Here is a 15,908-nt window from a genome sequence, read left to right as displayed (position 1 = left end):
TTCCGCTGCGGCGGGGCCATAAAAAAGCGCGAACCGCAGTTCAAGCGGTTCGCGCTTTTTGTTTGGTCCGACGGTTTGCGCGCCGATGGCGGCCGCGAGGGCCGCCGCCTTCGTCAGCGCGGGATGCCGAGCCGTGCCTTCGCGTCGTCGTACTCGCGCTTCAGCCGCTCGACGAGCGCGCCCACGCTCGGCAGGTCGTCCATCAGGCCGACGCCCTGGCCGGCGCCCCAGATGTCCTTCCACGCCTTCGTCTTGTCGCTGCCGAAATTCATCTTCGTCTTGTCGGATTCCGGCAGCGCGTCCGGATCGAGGCCGGCTTTCTCGATGCTCTCGCGGATGTAGTTGCCGTGCACGCCGGTGAAGAGGTTCGTGTAGATGATGTCCGACGATTTCGCGTTCACGATCGCGTGCTTGTAGTCGTCGATCGCGTGCGCTTCCTGCGTCGCGATGAAGCGCGTGCCCATGTACGCGAAGTCGGCGCCCATCGCCTGCGCGGCGAGGATCGAGCCGCCGTTCGCGATCGAGCCGGACAATACGATCGGGCCGTCGAAGATCTTGCGCACTTCGCCGACCAGCGCGAACGGCGACGTCGTGCCTGCGTGGCCGCCGGCGCCGGCCGCGACGAGGATCAGCCCGTCGACGCCGGCTTCGAGCGCCTTCTGCGCGTGGCGCAGGTTGATCACGTCGTGCAGCACGATGCCGCCGTAGCTGTGCACCGCGTCGACGATCTCGCGCGCCGGTGCGCGCAGGCTCGTGATGAAGATCGGCACCTTGTGCTCGACGCACACGCGCACGTCGTGCTCGAGCCGCGCGTTCGACTGATGGACGATCTGGTTGACCGCGATCGGGCCGATCACCGCATCGGGGTGTTTCGCCTTGTGGTCGGCCAGCTCCGCCTGGATCTGCGTGAGCCACTCGTCGAGCAGTTCGGCCGGACGCGCATTGAGCGCGGGAAACGAACCGACGATGCCCGCCTTGCATTGCGCGAGCACGAGTTCGGGGTAGCTGACGATGAACATCGGCGACGCGATGACGGGCAGCGTCAGGTTCTGCAGGACAGTGGGCAATGCCATGTGATGTCTCCAGTCTCCAGGGGCGGTCGGCGCCCGCGCAGTCGCGCCGGCGTCGACACCATGCTTTGCGGTCGAACGGTGATTCGAGTGTAGCTGCGGAACGCGTTCGTTCATATTAATACGAACGGTCGTGCGATTCTACGCGAGCTTAACAAAAGGCGCGGTGTGGCGGCAATCGAGTGAGTGTTCTCTTTCTACGGATTCTGGTGGTTACCCCGCTGTGAAGACGCGCGCGCGCTCCTAAAATAGCCGCCATAACAAACCAACGAGAAACAAACCATGTCGTTTGAGGCGTTTGCACCGTTTCGCGTGACGGTGCAGGACACCGACATCTTCGGTGTCAAAGGAGGCGCGGGTCCGCCGCTTCTGTTGCTGCACGGACATCCGCAAACCCACATGATCTGGCATCGCGTTGCCGCGACGCTCGCGGATCACTTCACGGTGATCGCCACCGACCTGCGCGGTTACGGCGCATCGGGCCGGCCGCCGAGCGACGCGCAGCACGTGCCGTATTCGAAACGGGCGATGGCGGCCGATCAGGTCGCGGTGATGCGGCACTTCGGCTTCGAGCACTTCCATGTGTGCGCGCACGATCGCGGCGCGCGGGTCGCACACCGGCTCGCGCTCGATCACGCGGAGGCGGTCGAGCGGATGATGCTGCTCGACATCGCGCCGACGCTCGCGATGTACGAGAAAACCGACCGCGCATTCGCGACCGCGTATTTCCACTGGTTCTTCCTGATCCAGCCGGCGCCGCTGCCCGAGACGCTGGTCGGCGCGCACACCGATGCGTACATCGAGCGCGTGATGGGCAACCGGTCGGCAGGGCTCGCGCCGTTCGCGCCCGAAGCGCTCGACGCGTATCGGGCGGCGCTCGCGCAGCCGGGCGCCGTGCATGCGATGTGCGAAGACTACCGTGCATCGGCGACGATCGACCTCGAGCACGACCGTGCGGATCTCGAGCGCGGCAACAAGGTCGCGTGCCCGCTGCGCGTACTGTGGGGCGAGCACGGGATCGTCGGCCGCTGCTTCGATCCGCTCGACGAATGGCGGCGCGTCGCGCGCGACGTCAGCGGCCGCGCGCTCGACTGCGGGCACTACATTCCGGAAGAGGCGCCCGTCGCGCTGATCGACGAACTGCTCGCGTTCTTCGAGGCGCGCGATCCGGCGGCGTAAAGGGGCGGGCAGGCGGCGCGTGCCGCCTGCGGCTCAGCGGTGCGCGCTGTCGTCCTCGACGAGCGGCGGCAGGCGGCGCGGCACCGGCGTCGATTTCACGATCGCGGTGCTCGTCTCCGCGCGCTCCGTCACCTTCGACAGGATGTCGTCGAGGTGCTCGATCGTGCGCAGGTAGAGCCGGCAGATGAAGCAGTCTTCGCCGGTCACCTTGTCGCATTCGACGAACTCGGGAATCCGCCGCAGCAACTCCTCGACCAGGTGCAACTGGCCCGGCAGCGGCTTCACGCGGACGATCGCCTGCAGCGTGTAGCCGAGCGCGCGCGGGTCGAGCTCGACGGTGAACGCGGCGATCACGCCTTGCGCTTCGAGCCGCCGCACGCGGTCGGCGGTCGCCGGTGCCGACAGCCCGATCTGCCGGGCGAGTTCGCTGGTCGCGATGCGTGCGTCGTCGGCCAGCGCCGCGACGATCGCGCGGTCGGTCGCGTCGAGCGATGCGACGGCGGGCGGGGAAAGGCGTTTCGGCATGATCGCTTTGCTTTCGAAGGTCAATCGGCTGATTCGCTTCAGTTTAGCCGTGGCTGCGGCGAAAGCAAGTTTCTAGAATCGAAGTCATCCCGCTCTTCAACGGAGTTCATGATGGCCTCGAATGAAATGCGCCGCGGCGCCGCCGAGATGATCGTCGCGATGCTGATGTCCGGCACGATCGGCTGGCTCGTGATGTCGTCGCAGCAGCCGCTGACGAATGTCGTGTTCTTCCGCTGCCTGTTCGGCGCCGCGACGCTCGCGATCGTCTGCGCGGCGTTCGGCTTCCTGCGCCGCGCGCTGTTCTCGCCGCGCATGCTCGCGCTCGCGACGCTCGGCAGCGTTGCGATCGTCGCGAACTGGCTGCTGCTGTTCGCCGCCTATTCGCGCGCGTCGATCTCGATGGCTACCGCCGTCTACAACACGCAGCCGTTCATGCTCGTCGCGCTCGGCGCGATCGTGTTCCGCGAACGGATCACCGCGTCGACGGTGGCGTGGCTCGCGCTCGCGTTCGCCGGGCTCGTGTTCGTGGTGCGCGTCGAGCCGGCCGTGCTCGCGGTGCCCGGCGCGTATCTGGAGGGCGTCGCGCTGTCGCTCGGCGCGGCGTTCCTGTATGCGATCTCGTCGATCGTCACGAAACACCTGAGGGGCACGCCGCCGCACCTGCTCGCGCTGCTGCAGGCCGGCCTCGGCATCGTGCTGCTCGCGCCGTTCGCGCACTTCGGCACGCTGCCTGCGACGGCCGGGCAGTGGCTCGACCTGATCGTGCTCGGCGTCGTCAACACGGGGCTGATGTACGTGCTGCTGTACGGCGCGATCCAGAAGCTGCCGACCGCGATGACGGGCGCGCTGTCGTTCGTCTATCCGGTCGTCGCGATCGTCGTCGATCACGTCGCGTTCGGGCAGACGCTCGCGTGGACGCAGGTATTCGGCGCGCTGCTGATCCTGCTCGCGGCGGCCGGCGTGAACCTCGGCTGGCGTATCGTGCCCGCGCGTCGCGCGGCGGTCGGCAACTGAAACGATCGTACGATTCGGCGCCGCTGCGGCGCGCCGGACGCGAATTTCAGGAACGGTGATTGCGCGCGCAAGCGGCCCCCGCGCACGCGTGAAAAACGCTGTAAGAAGTTGTAGGGAAACACCCGATGCGACGCGGCGGCGTCGCTCGTATGATGCGGGCTGTGACGTTGATCACGTTCACAGGATTCCGATCTCGATGCCGTTCGCCCGCGAGGCTGAACGGCTTTTTTTTTATGTTTCGCTTCCGGCGAGCAGACGCCGCCTTGCGTCGAGCCGCGCGAGCAGCGCACGCCTGGCGTCGTCGTCCGATGTACGCCATCCCTTGATCTCGCCGCGCGTGCGCAGGCAGCCCGCGCACCAGTCGGTGCGCGGATCGATGCGGCAGACGTCCGTACACGGCGACGCGACCGTGGCGACCGGCACCGTCACGTCGCTCATGCGTCGGCCCGCAACGCGACGTCCGCGACCGGCGCGCCCGTCAGCGACACGAGTTCGTGCGGCGACAGGTTGAACACCGCGTGCGGATGGCCGGCGGCGGCCCACAGGCTGTCGAGCGCGAGCAGGTCGGCGTCGATCAGCGTGACGGGTTCGACGAGATGGCCGATCGGGCAGACACCGCCGATCGCATAGCCGGTGTTGTCGCGCACGAACTTCGCGTCCGCGCGGCCGACCGCGCCGACCTGCGCGGCGACCTTCTTTTCATCCACGCGATTGACGCCGCTCGCGACGACCAGCACGGGCGCGCCGTCCGCCTGCCGGCGAAACAGGATCGACTTCGCAATTTGCGCGACCGAACAGCCGAGCCCGGCCGCGGCTTCGGCCGACGTCTTGCCGGTGTCGGCGAGCATCACGATGCCTTTCGCATGGCCGCGCTCGCGCAGCAGCAGCGCGACGCGTCGCGCGGAATCGGGGAGTGAATCGAATGAAGCGGGTGTCGTCATGTCGAGGAATCCGTGGAGTGGCGCGATCAGACGCAGTTCGCGGCGTCGGCCGCGCTCTGCGCCTTGGCGAGCAGGGCGCGCCCGGCGCGCGACACGTTCGCGCGGCCGATTGCGTTGGAGATGAAGTCGCCGGCGGCGACGACCTGCGCGAGATCGATGCCGGTGTCGATGCCGAGGCCCTGCATCAGGTACAGCACGTCCTCGGTCGCGACGTTGCCGGTTGCGCCCTTCGCGTACGGGCAGCCGCCGAGGCCCGCGACCGACGCGTGGAAGATCTCGATCCCTTCGAACAGCGCCGCGTAGATGTTCGCGAGCGCCTGGCCGTAGGTGTCGTGGAAGTGGCCCGACAGGCGTTCGCGCGGAAACACGCGCGTGACGGCCGCGAGCACTTCGCGCGTGCGCGTCGGCGTGCCGACGCCGATCGTGTCGGCGATGTCGATCTCGTCGCAGCCGAGCGCCGCGAAGCGTTCGACGACGTCGACGACCGATGCGACCGGCACTTCGCCCTGGTACGGGCAGCCGAGCGTGCACGACACGCTGCCGCGCAGCCGCAGGCCCGCGTCCTTCGCGGCTTTCGCGACGGGCTCGAAGCGCGCGATGCTCTCGGCGATGCTGCAGTTGATGTTCCGCTGCGAGAACGCCTCGCTCGCCGCGCCGAAGATCACGACTTCGTCCGCGCGTGCGGCGACCGCATTCTCGAAGCCTTTCAGGTTCGGCGTGAGCACCGAGTACACGGTGCCCGCGCGGCGTTCGATGCCGGCCATCACGTCGGCGCCGTCGGCCATCTGCGGCACCCATTTCGGCGACACGAACGACGCGGCCTCGACATTGCGGAAGCCGGCGCGCGACAGCCGGTCGACGAGTGCGATCTTCACGTCGGTCGGCACGAAGGTCTTCTCGTTCTGCAGCCCGTCGCGCGGGCCGACTTCGACGATCTTGACGGCGGTGGGGAACGTCATGGTTGTCTCCTGATTGTTCGGTAGGGCGGAATTCAGTAGCCGCGCGCGTAGTCGACGACGCCGCTGATCGGCTCGCCGCGCGCCAGTGCGCGGATCTTGCCGGCAATCTGCTCGACGGCTTCCTCGCGCAGCGTTTCGGCCGAGCTGTGCGGCGTGATCGTGATGCGCGGCGCGTGCCAGAACGGATGGTCTTCCGGCAGCGGCTCGTGCTGGAACACGTCGAGCGTGGCCGCGGCGATCCGGCCGCTCGCGAGCGCGTCGAGCAGGTCAGCCTCGACCAGGTGCGCGCCGCGCGCGACGTTGACGACGTACGCGCCGGGCGCGAGCCGCGCGAACGCGCGCGACGACAGGATGCCGTCGGTGTCGGGCGTGCTCGGCAGCAGGTTGACGAGCACCTTCGCACCGTCGATGCACGCGTCGAGTGCGCCGTCGCCGGCGAAGGTCGTGACGCCGTCGAGCTGCTTCGGGCTGCGGCTGTAGCCGCGCACGGGCAGGCCGAGCGCGGCGAGCGCGCGTGCGACCTGGGTGCCGAGCACGCCGAGGCCCAGGACGGCGACCGCGAAGCGCGCGCGCGCATGCGGTTCGAGCGGCTGCCAGCGGCGCTCGCGCTGTTGCAGGTCGTATTCGTCGAAGCGGCGCAGGTAGCGCAGCACGGCGTACGTCACGTACTCGACCATCTGCTGCGCCATGCCCGAATCTTCGAGCCGCACCAGCGGCACGTGCGCGGGGAGCGTGCCCGGATGCGCGCGATCGAGCGCGAGCAGCGCGTCGACGCCCGCGCCGAGGTTGAAGATCGCGCGCAGGCCGTCGCGCGGCGCGAAGAACTCGCGCGGCGCGCGCCACACGAGCGCGTAGTCGGCGGGGGCCGTATCGCCCGGCTGCCACACGCGCAACTCGGCTTCCGGCAGCGCGTGAGCGATCTCGTCGCGCCACGCGACGGCTTCCTGGTGCGGGGAATGGAACAGGATCTTCATTGCGTGAAGGGGCGCGCGCCGGCGAGGCGCGTCACGGGAACGGCGAGCGGAGCCGGGCGCAGCGCGCCGGCGGACGTAGCGGACATCGGGCGTCTCCTGACGACCGGCACGGCGCGTCGGCGCCCGGACCGGTTCCGTGTGAAGCTGACGGGAAGCCCACATTCTACGGTTTCGCGGCGCATCGCGCCGTCGCGCGGGCCGTGCGTCCGGCGCGGCCCGCCATCGGGCCGCCACCAGACCGCCGCCGGACCGCCGCGCGGCCGCCGGCCGCGCAAAAGCAAAGCACAAAATATTGGTTCGGCCGCCGGGTCCGCCGCGCCACAATCGAACCTCGTCTTCAAGCAAGCGAGGGCAATCATGAGCGCATGCAGCAAATCGGCGTGGCCGCCGCGGCTCGTCACCGTTCCGGGCCTGCACGGCAGCGAAGGCGCTCACTGGCAAACCTGGCTCGAGCGGCAGTTTCCGCGCTCGTTGCGCGTCGAGCAGGACGACTGGGACGCGCCCGATCTCGCGGGCTGGGCGCACTCGGTGCGCACGCTGCTCGATCGCGAGCGCGGCCCGTTCGTGCTCGCCGCGCACAGCTTCGGCTGCCTTGCGGCCGCACACGCGCTCGCGCAGGGGCCGCATACGGGCGATGTCGCGGGCGTGCTGTTCGTCGCGCCCGCCAGCCCGAAGAAATTCACGTTCGCCGGGCCGTTCGACGCCCGCCGGCTCGCGGTGCCGTCGATCGTGATCGGCAGCGAGACCGATCCGTGGATGCCGCTCGCCGACGCGCGCACGCTCGCGCAGCGCCTCGGCAGCGCGTTCGTGAACCTCGGCGACGCCGGGCACATCAACACGGCGGCCGGGTTCGGGCCGTGGCCGCGCGCGAAATACTTCATCGACACGCTGGTTCACTGCGCGGCGCCGCTGCGCTTTCGCGACGCGGACGACGGCTTCGAAGCCGCGCTCGTCGACCGCGCGCTCGCGCACGCGGTCTGACGGCGCGGGCCGTCGCGCTTACGACGCGGCGACGGGCTTGACGGCGGCCGGATCCGAGTAGCTCGGCCGGCCGTTCTCGACGTGGCCCGCGAAGCGGCGCGAGAACGTGCCGTTCGCGCCGTCGCTGACCGTCACGTCATACCATTGGTGGCTCGACGCGAGCGCCCATTGCTCGACCTGCTCGCCGCCGCCGTGCAGCGTCACCTGCCGCGCCGGCGTGCCGTACGCGTTGTCGGTCAGCGTCAGCGCGACGTGGGCGCCACCGTGGTTGTGCAGCTTCAGGTACAGGTTCCCGTTCGCGACGTCGTAGCCGGCCTTCACCTCCGGCTGTGCCGGGTTGCGGTGATGCACGGCCGTGGCCGACACGTTGCCCGAGAACACGCGCACGAAGCCGTTCGGCCCGTACACCGAGAACGCATACACGCCGTTCGTCACCGTCAGGTCGAAGTCCGCATGCAGCACGCGGCGCGCGCCGACCGTATAGCGCCACGGGCCGTCGGTGCGGTTCGTCGCATACACGTGGAAGTGCGCGCCCTGGTTGCCGCGGTTCGCGAACTCGATGCGCAGCTTCGTCCCACCGTAAATGCTCGCGTTCACGTGCAGTTCGTACGGCAGGGCGCGCGCGGGCCGCACGCCGGGTTCCTGCGGATCGACCGGCGACGGCGTCGCGGGCACGGTCGGCGCGGGTTGCGACGTGCACTGCTGGTCCGCGATCGAGCGGTACTGGCTGGTATCCGGCAGCGGCGGGAACGACGCATCCGACGAGCGGAAGTCGAACGCGGCGGTGAGGTCGCCGCACACGGTGCGGCGCCACGGCGTGATGTTCGGTTCGTCGATGCCGAAGCGCTCGCCGATGAAGCGGATCACCGACGTGTGGTCGAACACCTGCGAGCACACGTAGCCGCCCTTGGTCCACGGTGACACGACCGTCATCGGCACGCGCGGCCCGAGGCCGTACGGCAGGCCGTCGGCCGTGTAGCTGCCGCCGCGGCCGGGGTTCACGACCGTATGCAGCTCGCCGTCGGTCGTCACGGTCGACGCGCCCTGCGTGGCCGACGTCGGCGGCTGCGGCGGCACGATGTGGTCGAAGAAGCCGTCGTTTTCGTCGTACATGATGAACAGCACGGTCTTGCGCCACACGTCCGGGTTCGACGTGAGCGCATCGAGAATCTGCGACGTGTAGTTCGCGCCGTACGCGGGCGTGTATTTCGGATGCTCGGAGAACGCGGCCGGCGGGCACAGCCACGACACCTGCGGCAGCCGGTCGTTGATCACGTCGTCCTTCAGGTTGTCGAGCGTGCGCACCGTCTGCGCGCGCTGGTACAGCGACGAACCGGGCTTCGCGTTGATGAAGTTCGCGAAGTTCTGCAGCACGTTGGTGCCGTAGTTGCCGTTGTACGGGTCGTTGCCCGTCGTGCCCTGCTGATAGATCTGCCACGACACGCCGTGCGCTTCGAGGCGCTCGGGAAAGGTCGTCCATGACAGCAACTGGTAGGCCGGCGGCCCGTCGCCGTCGACATAGTCGCTGTTGTCGAGCAGCGGGCCGCCGAACTTGCCGGTCGGGTCGACCGTGCCCGTCATCAGGTACGAGCGGTTCGGGTGCGTCGGCCCCGGCAGCGAGCAGAAGTAGTTGTCGCACACGGTGAACGCATCGGCGAGCGCGTAGTGGAACGGGATGTCCTCGCGCACGTGATAGCCCATCGTCATGTCGGTCTTGTTCGCGGGCCACTGGTCGTAGCGGCCGCCGTCGATCGCCGCGTGCGTCTTGTACCACGAGTGGTCGAGATCGCCCACGCACTGCGCGCTCGTCGTCAGCGTGTTCAGCCGGAACGGCAGCACCGGCTTGCCCGGATCGGCCTTCGACGGCTGGTACCAGACCGGCTTGCCGTTCGGCAGCGGGATCGGGAAGCGGTCGTTGTAGCCGCGTACGCCGCGCAGGTGTCCGAAGTAATGATCGAACGAGCGGTTTTCCTGCATGAACACGACGATGTGCTCGACGTCGCGGATCGTGCCGGTGCCACGCGCGGCGGGAATCGCGAGCGCGCGGCGGATCGATTCGGGAAAGGCGTTGAGCGCAACGGCGGCGCCCGCGGATTGTGCGACGGTATGCAGGAAACGGCGGCGGCTCGATGACGTCATGTTGTTCACCTCGGTTCTGCGGTCGGGGGGACGGAAGCGGCGGAATCAGCCCGGCGACGATGCGGCGGCGCTCGACGCGGCCGCGTTCGCCGCGGGCTTCGCGTCGTCGTCGTCATCGGGCGGGTAGTGCACGACGGGCGGCGCGAGCGGCGCCGCATCGGACGCGGCGGCATTCGCTGCGGCATCGTTGTTGAACGCGCTGGCAGAGCCGGACGATGCGCCGGCTTGCTGCGAGGCGTCGGTCGCGTGGGCGTCGTGCTGCCCGTCGTCGCTGCAGGCGGCGACGAAAACGGCGGCACAAAGAACGACGACGACGGAAACGCGACGCATGACTTCTCTCCTGGCAGGCTGATCGGGAAACGTTTTCGAGTATGCCGATGCGATGCGACGTTTCGGTGAATCGTTTGCGTCGGGCGCGTGATCGCGAAAGGCTTTCGCCAGGCTGACCATTGGCTTTCGCGTGTGGCGGGCCGGCAGGCGGCCGCCTGCCGATCGCGGCCGGTCAGCGCCGCGGCGTCCTGCGCCGCACCTCGCTGCGCAGCCAGTCGAGCCACGTGCGGATCGCCGCCTCGTGCGGATGGCCGGGGCGCCAGACGACGTAGTGCGCATACACGTCGGTGATGCGCACCGTCGACACGCGCACCAGCGTGCCGTCCGCGAGCTCGGGCTCGATCAGCGAGCGGCGCGCGAGCGCGACGCCGCGGCCTTGCAGCGTCGCGTCGATCAGCGCGTTCGTATCGGTGAAACGCGGCGCGCGCGCGGATTCGGTGAGGTCGAGCCGTGCGGCCTGGAGCCACGGTTCCCACGGCTGCGCGGGATGGCGCAGCAGCGTCGCGCGGACGAGCTCCGCCGGCGCGCGCGGGGCGACGCCGTCGCGATTGCGGTACGCGGGGCTCGCGACCGGGAAGAGGGTTTCGTTCATCAGCTTCTCGGCGATGACGCCCGGCCAGGTGCCGGGCCCGTAGCGCAGTGCGACGTCGATGCGATCGCGCTTGCGCAGCGGCGCGAGCGCCACGTCCGGGTGCAGCGCGATCGCGATGTGCGGATGCGCGGCCGTAAAGCGCGGCAGGCGCGGCGCGAGCCAGCGCTCGGCCACGCTCGGCAGCACGCTGACGTTCAGCGTCACGTCGCAGGGACGCGGGCGGCGGCGTACCGCGAGCGCCGGCTCGAACGCGCGTTCGAGCACGCTCAGGCCCTGGCGCACCTGCAGCGCGAGCGCGTGCGCGGCATGCGTCGGCGTCGCGCCGTTACGCTCGCGCGTGAAGAGCGGATGGCCGAGCTGCGCTTCGAGCGCGCGGATGTGCTGGCTGACCGCGCCTTGCGTGAGGGCGAGTTCGTCGGCCGCGCGCGTGAAGCTTTGCAGCCGCACGGCGGTCTCGAACGCACGCAGCGTCTGCAGCGGAGGGAGGTGGATGCGTCGCATGCGGGTATTAGTAACACTAATGCCCGAGTACGACAATTCATCGTTTGCGGCGCACCGGTACACGTTCCTACACTCGGTTCCGTCTTCCACAGCCTCGTCGGGCCACGCCATCATGAACGCATATCGTCTCTATCTTTCGCCGGGCGCCTGCTCGCTTGCCGCCCACATCGCGCTGGAGGAAACCGGCGCGCCGTTCGACGTCGAGATCGTCTCGGTGCAGAAGCAGCAGAATCTCGACGCGCGCTATCTCGCGATCAACGCGAAGGCGCGCGTGCCCGTGCTCGCGATTCCGGGCGAGCCGCGCGCGCTGACCGAAACGCCGGCGATCCTCACGTATCTCGCGCGCCGCCATCCGGATGCGCAATTGCTGCCGCTCGGCGATCCGCTGCGCGAGGCGCGGTGCCACGAATGGCTCGCCTGGCTGGTCGGCTGGGTGCATGGCGTCGGCTACGGCACGCTGTGGCGGCCGGGCCGCTTCATCGACGATCCGGCGCTGCACGGTGCGATCAGCGCGCACGGGCGCAACACGATCGAAGCCGCGAACGCGACGATCGAAGCCGCGCTCGCCGATGGCCGCACGTGGGCCGAACCGGGCGCGCATTCGATCGTCGATCCGTTCCTGCTCGTGCTGTACCGCTGGGGCGCCGCGATCGGGCTCGACATGACGCAGCATGCGGCGTGGACAGCCCATGCGCAGCGCGAGGCCGAACGGCCGGCTGCGCGGCGTGCGCTGGCGCGCGAGGCAGCCTGACGGATGCGCGGGCGTCGTGGTGTGTGCCGCGACGCCCGCGTGAGACGGGCAACGGCTATTTCGCGGCGAACAGCGGATAGGTCGCGCCGGCGACCAGCGCGGCTGCGAGCCACACCACGCTCCACGAGCTGACCGCGAGCAGCGGCGGAATCGCGAGTGGCGTCGCGAACAGCCCGAGGTAGACGATCGTGTTCACCATCCCGAGCGCAGTGCCCGCGTGGTTCGCGCCCGCGAGCGTCGCGAGTTCCGTGTACGCGACGCCGTGCCATGCCGACACGCAGATGCCGGCGAACACGAGAATCGCGACGATCGCGGCGAGCGGTACGTGCGCACTGCCGGCTGTCGCCGCGGCGAGCAGCGCGAACGACCCGGCCGCGACGAACACGGAGCCGCGCAGATACGCGCGCCGGTTGCCGTGCCGGTCGGTATGACGGCCGCTCCACACGCGCATCACCATCGCGCCGAGTTGCAGCACCACCATTGCCGCGCTGATGCCGGCGAGGCCGAGCCGGCCGAAGTCGTGCAGGAACACCGTCGCGAACGTGAGCACCGCGAACTGCGGCGCGCACAGCAGGCCGATGCCGAGCACGATGCGCCACACGGGGCCGCTCGCGAGCGGGTTGCGCGCCTGCGGGGCGGACGGCTGCCGCCCGGCCGGGCGATGCGTGGCGACGCGCGCCGCGGCCGGCTCGGCGGGCGGCTCGTGCAGCCAGCGCCAGGTCAGGGCGGCCGATCCCGCGCACAGCAGCATCAGCGCACCGAACACCGCGGCGAAACCGAGATGCGACGCGAGCGATGGCAGCAGCGCCGCGCCGACGCCGCCGCCAAGCGGCACGGCCGTCTGGCGGATGCTCATCGCGAGCCCGCGTTCGCGCTCGCCGAACCAGCGCATCACCGCGCGTCCGCTCGACCCGTTCACGCTGCCGCCGAGCAGGCCGACGCAGCACATGGCCGCGACGACGCGCATCAGCGGCGGCACTGCGTGCGCGGTCGGGACGATCGTGCCCACCATCAGCGCGAGCATCGCGGCCGTCGCGACCAGCCCGGTCAGCAGCACGCGCCGATCGCCGAAGCGGTCGGCGGCGATTCCCCACGGCAGCTCGGACAGCGCGACGCCGAAGCCGAGCGCGCCGAGCACGAGGCCGAGCGCGCCGTTGTCGAGGTGATAGGCCGTGCGCATCCACACGGCCGTGGTCGGGATGCCGGCCGCGGCCGCCGAAAAGCTCATGTTCGCGGCGACACCGGCCGCCAGCACGCGCCAGCGATGGGCCGGGCCGCGCACGTCGCGGGCAGGCGAGGAGGGGGAGGCGATGCACGAGGTATCCATGACGGCGGGCCCGGTTGGAAATTGACATCCACAGTCTGGCGGCCTACATTCATCCTGAAAATTGGAAAGTTTGTGATAAATCATTCGATAAATCAGGATGGTTGAAATGCCCGGACAAGACATTCCGCGCGGCGGCGAGCCGCTTGCGGTGGCCGATGCCACGCTGGCGCGGCCCAACTTCGACGTGGCGGCGCTGCGTAGCTTGGTTGCGGGCGTGGATCTCGGCAGTTTTGCGAAGGCGGCCGACCGCGTCGCGCGTTCGTCGTCGGCGGTGAGCGCGCAGATCCGCAAGCTCGAGGAGCAGGCTGGCACGCCGCTGTTCGTGAAAGCCGGGCGCGGGCTCGCACTGACCGATGCCGGCGACGCGATGCTGCGCTATGCGCGGCGGATGATCGAACTGAACGACGAGGCGGCCGCGGCGGTGCGCGGCGTGAATCTCGACGGCTGGGTGCGGGTCGGGCTGCAGGAGGACTTCGGCGAAGCGATCCTGCCCGACGTGCTCGGGCGGTTCGCGCGTGCGCATCCGAAGGTGAGGATCGAGGCGCGCGTGGCGCGCAATGCCGATCTGCTCGAGCGGCTCGATGCGAACCAGCTCGATCTCGCGCTCGTGTGGGGCGATCCGGCGTCGGCGGCGCTCGTGTCGCGGGCGGGGATCGACAGCGAAGCGATCGCACAGGTGCCGATGCAATGGATCGGTGCGGTGCGGGCGGGTGGTTTCGGGGTGCCGGACGAGGGCGGCGACGGCGCCGAAGGCGAAACGGGCGACACGGGCGCTACAGGTGCTACGGGCAGCCGTGCCGGGCGCACGCCGGGTGAGCCGCTGCCGCTCGTCGTGTTCGACCGGCCGTGCCGGTTCTTCGGCTCGGCGACCGATGCGCTCGATCGCGCGGGCGTGCCGTGGCGCATCGCGTTCACGACGCCGAGTCTTGCCGGGCTATGGGCGGCTGCGGCGGCCGGCCTCGGGCTGACGGTGCGCTCGCACTACGGGCTGCCCGCGTCGGTGCGGGTGCTCGACGCGGCGTCGTGCGGGCTGCCGGCACTGCCGAGCCTGCCGTTGATCCTGCTGCGGCGCACGTCGTCGGCGACGCCGACGGTCGACCGGCTGGCGCGGATCGTGACGCAGGCGGTGCGGGATGCGACGGAGGGCGCGGCGGCGTTGGCGGCCTGATGACACCTTCGGTTGCCGTCGCGGGCTGCGATCCATTCGTCCCTCTGCCGATCGGCTGAATGGGGCGCGCAGACTGATCCCGGCTGCCGACGAGCGTATCGTCAGCAGCGCGAGTATCTGGGAGGCCGCCATCAAGGCCGGTCTGGGGACGCTCGACATCGACGTGGGCAAGCTGATCCGGGCAACCGGCGCATGCGGGATTCGTGAGCTGCCGGTTCGCGCCGCGCATGGGGCTGCGGTGCGTGATTTGCCTCATCACCCTCGCGACCCGTTCGATCGCTTGCTGGTCGCGCAGGCGCGCCACGAACCGCTTCAGCGCGTGACGGCCGACGCTCGTCCTGCTCGGTACGACCTGTCGCTGGTTCTGACAGTGCGAAATAATCCGTCGGGTCGGAATGCGTCTGTCGGCAGCACCCTGCGCGGCGTAGCGGCTTATGCTGCGGCGACGTCCGACTCGATGGCTTCGAGCGCCGTACAGATCGCTGCCAGCCGCACCCGCAATCCTTCGCTCGCCGGCACGAACGGCAGCCGCAACCCGTCCTCGCACCACCCTTGCGCGGCGAGCACGGCCTTCACCGGTGCCGGGTTCGGCTCCGCGAACAGCGCCGCGACGAGCGGCTGCAGCGCGACCGACAGGCGCCGTGCATCGGCGAGCCGCCCGTCGCGCAGCAGCGCATGGATGCGCACATGCCATTCGGGCAGCACGTGTGCGCTGCTCGCGATCGCGCCGTGCGCGCCGGCGCACATCGCCGCGAAGTTCTGGTTGTCGTCGCCGGACAGGATCGCGAGCGGCGTGTCGTGCACGAGCCGGCTCATCCGGTCGAGCGTGCCGCCGCATTCCTTGATGCCGGCGACGCGCGGGTCGCGCGCGAGCGCCTGCAGCGTGTCCAGTTCGACGCTCACGCCGGTGCGGTACGGGATGTTGTAGACGAGCACCGGCAGGTCGGCGGCGTCGACGATCGCCTCGACATGGCGGCGGATGCCGTCCTGCGTCGGCCGCACGTAGACGGGCGGCGTGACGAGCAGCCCGTCGGGCCGCAGCGCCGCGAGTTCGCGTGCGCGCGCGGCCGCGAAGTGCGTCGCGCTCGCGGTCAGTCCGACGACGATCGGCCGCCCGGGCGCCGCGTCGCGCAGCGTCGCGAACACCGCGTCCTGCTCGCGCCCGTCGAGCAGGACGCCTTCACCGGTCGTCGCGCCCGCGACGAAGCCCGCGATGCCCGCGCCCGCATAGTGACGGGCGAGCCGCGCGAGCGCTGCATGGTCGACTTCGCCGTGGTGGAACGGCGTGATGATCGGCAGCCAGATACCTTCGAAACGTGTGTTCATGCAAAGCCTCATGGTGGAAACGGCATGGTAAGGAACCGTTCCGCCGGCGGAGTGCCGGAGCGAGGCGTGCGTGCAAGGAGAAAGAAACGACCTGCGGGCATCCCGTCCGGCATTCGCCTGACGGGACGCGA

At 69.8% G+C, this 15,908-nt stretch carries 16 protein-coding genes and 1 pseudogene; 6 read left to right on the top strand and 11 right to left on the bottom strand.

Features of this window, described 5'->3' with window-relative positions; translation table 11 throughout:
• Positions 1-113: 113 nt before the first annotated feature.
• Complete coding sequence (locus OHZ10_RS16110; RefSeq protein WP_059233024.1) at positions 114-1,073, bottom strand: NAD(P)H-dependent flavin oxidoreductase; 960 nt, start codon at positions 1,071-1,073, stop codon at positions 114-116.
• A 279-nt stretch (positions 1,074-1,352) separates the two neighbouring features.
• On the opposite strand from OHZ10_RS16110, the gene OHZ10_RS16105 reads away from it, so the two are divergent.
• Positions 1,353-2,249 (top strand): alpha/beta fold hydrolase, encoded by an 897-nt coding sequence (locus OHZ10_RS16105; protein WP_059233025.1) that lies wholly within the window; start codon positions 1,353-1,355, stop codon positions 2,247-2,249.
• 33 nt (positions 2,250-2,282) lie between these two features.
• Here the strand turns inward: OHZ10_RS16105 and OHZ10_RS16100 are convergent, their stop codons facing one another.
• On the bottom strand, positions 2,283-2,774 hold the full coding sequence (locus OHZ10_RS16100) for an Lrp/AsnC family transcriptional regulator (RefSeq protein ID WP_059236583.1): 492 nt from the start codon (positions 2,772-2,774) through the stop codon (positions 2,283-2,285).
• Between the two features lie 111 nt (positions 2,775-2,885).
• On the opposite strand from OHZ10_RS16100, the gene OHZ10_RS16095 reads away from it, so the two are divergent.
• Positions 2,886-3,788 (top strand): DMT family transporter, encoded by a 903-nt coding sequence (locus OHZ10_RS16095; RefSeq protein WP_342703024.1) that lies wholly within the window; start codon positions 2,886-2,888, stop codon positions 3,786-3,788.
• Between the two features lie 231 nt (positions 3,789-4,019).
• On the opposite strand, the gene OHZ10_RS16090 is transcribed toward OHZ10_RS16095, so the two are convergent.
• Genes OHZ10_RS16090 through OHZ10_RS16075 form a run of 4 tightly spaced genes read right to left on the bottom strand, consistent with a single transcriptional unit; the run spans position 4,020 to position 6,662 of the window.
• Positions 4,020-4,226: a DUF1289 domain-containing protein gene (locus OHZ10_RS16090; RefSeq protein WP_059233027.1), complete on the bottom strand. Its 207-nt coding sequence runs from the start codon at positions 4,224-4,226 to the stop codon at positions 4,020-4,022.
• Positions 4,223-4,729 carry a YbaK/EbsC family protein gene (locus tag OHZ10_RS16085; RefSeq protein WP_059233028.1) on the bottom strand — a complete coding sequence of 169 codons (507 nt, stop codon included), beginning with the start codon at positions 4,727-4,729 and terminating at the stop codon, positions 4,223-4,225. Before OHZ10_RS16085 ends, OHZ10_RS16090 begins: the two co-directional genes overlap by 4 nt.
• 26 nt (positions 4,730-4,755) lie before the next feature.
• Positions 4,756-5,688, bottom strand: a complete 933-nt coding sequence (locus tag OHZ10_RS16080) for a hydroxymethylglutaryl-CoA lyase (protein ID WP_059233029.1) — start codon at positions 5,686-5,688, stop codon at positions 4,756-4,758.
• A gap of 32 nt (positions 5,689-5,720) precedes the next feature.
• On the bottom strand, positions 5,721-6,662 hold the full coding sequence (locus OHZ10_RS16075; RefSeq protein WP_342703023.1) for a glyoxylate/hydroxypyruvate reductase A: 942 nt from the start codon (positions 6,660-6,662) through the stop codon (positions 5,721-5,723).
• A 357-nt stretch (positions 6,663-7,019) separates the two neighbouring features.
• On the opposite strand from OHZ10_RS16075, the gene OHZ10_RS16070 reads away from it, so the two are divergent.
• A complete protein-coding gene (locus OHZ10_RS16070; RefSeq protein WP_059233031.1) occupies positions 7,020-7,643 on the top strand; it encodes an RBBP9/YdeN family alpha/beta hydrolase in 624 nt (207 codons plus the stop codon).
• A gap of 18 nt (positions 7,644-7,661) precedes the next feature.
• On the opposite strand, the gene OHZ10_RS16065 is transcribed toward OHZ10_RS16070, so the two are convergent.
• From OHZ10_RS16065 to OHZ10_RS16055, 3 genes are all read right to left on the bottom strand, one after another.
• Positions 7,662-9,782 carry a phosphocholine-specific phospholipase C gene (locus OHZ10_RS16065; RefSeq protein WP_059236587.1) on the bottom strand — a complete coding sequence of 707 codons (2,121 nt, stop codon included), beginning with the start codon at positions 9,780-9,782 and terminating at the stop codon, positions 7,662-7,664.
• Between the two features lie 45 nt (positions 9,783-9,827).
• The gene (locus OHZ10_RS16060; protein ID WP_059233032.1) at positions 9,828-10,112 is read right to left on the bottom strand and encodes a hypothetical protein; all 285 of its coding nucleotides are present in this window, start codon (positions 10,110-10,112) and stop codon (positions 9,828-9,830) included.
• A gap of 172 nt (positions 10,113-10,284) precedes the next feature.
• On the bottom strand, positions 10,285-11,205 hold the full coding sequence (locus OHZ10_RS16055; RefSeq protein WP_342703022.1) for a LysR substrate-binding domain-containing protein: 921 nt from the start codon (positions 11,203-11,205) through the stop codon (positions 10,285-10,287).
• Positions 11,206-11,317: 112 nt separating this feature from the next.
• Here OHZ10_RS16055 and OHZ10_RS16050 point away from each other — a divergent pair, with 112 nt between their 5' ends.
• Positions 11,318-11,956 carry a glutathione S-transferase family protein gene (locus OHZ10_RS16050; RefSeq protein ID WP_342703020.1) on the top strand — a complete coding sequence of 213 codons (639 nt, stop codon included), beginning with the start codon at positions 11,318-11,320 and terminating at the stop codon, positions 11,954-11,956.
• Between the two features lie 55 nt (positions 11,957-12,011).
• Here OHZ10_RS16050 and OHZ10_RS16045 read toward each other — a convergent pair whose 3' ends face one another.
• Positions 12,012-13,283 carry an MFS transporter gene (locus OHZ10_RS16045; protein WP_340624523.1) on the bottom strand — a complete coding sequence of 424 codons (1,272 nt, stop codon included), beginning with the start codon at positions 13,281-13,283 and terminating at the stop codon, positions 12,012-12,014.
• 106 nt (positions 13,284-13,389) lie between these two features.
• Between OHZ10_RS16045 and OHZ10_RS16040 the strand changes: the two genes are divergently transcribed.
• Complete coding sequence (locus OHZ10_RS16040; protein WP_059233036.1) at positions 13,390-14,451, top strand: LysR substrate-binding domain-containing protein; 1,062 nt, start codon at positions 13,390-13,392, stop codon at positions 14,449-14,451.
• Between the two features lie 64 nt (positions 14,452-14,515).
• Positions 14,516-14,824 (top strand): annotated as a pseudogene (locus OHZ10_RS16035) (type II toxin-antitoxin system VapC family toxin); the annotation flags it as partial.
• A gap of 59 nt (positions 14,825-14,883) precedes the next feature.
• Here the strand turns inward: OHZ10_RS16035 and dapA are convergent.
• A complete protein-coding gene (dapA, locus tag OHZ10_RS16030; RefSeq protein WP_340624521.1) occupies positions 14,884-15,777 on the bottom strand; it encodes a 4-hydroxy-tetrahydrodipicolinate synthase in 894 nt (297 codons plus the stop codon).
• Positions 15,778-15,908 lie beyond the last annotated feature (131 nt).

The sequence above is a fragment of the Burkholderia arboris genome (assembly GCF_038723655.1).
GTDB lineage: Bacteria > Pseudomonadota > Gammaproteobacteria > Burkholderiales > Burkholderiaceae > Burkholderia > Burkholderia arboris.
This window is presented reverse-complemented; position numbering and strand designations above follow the sequence as displayed.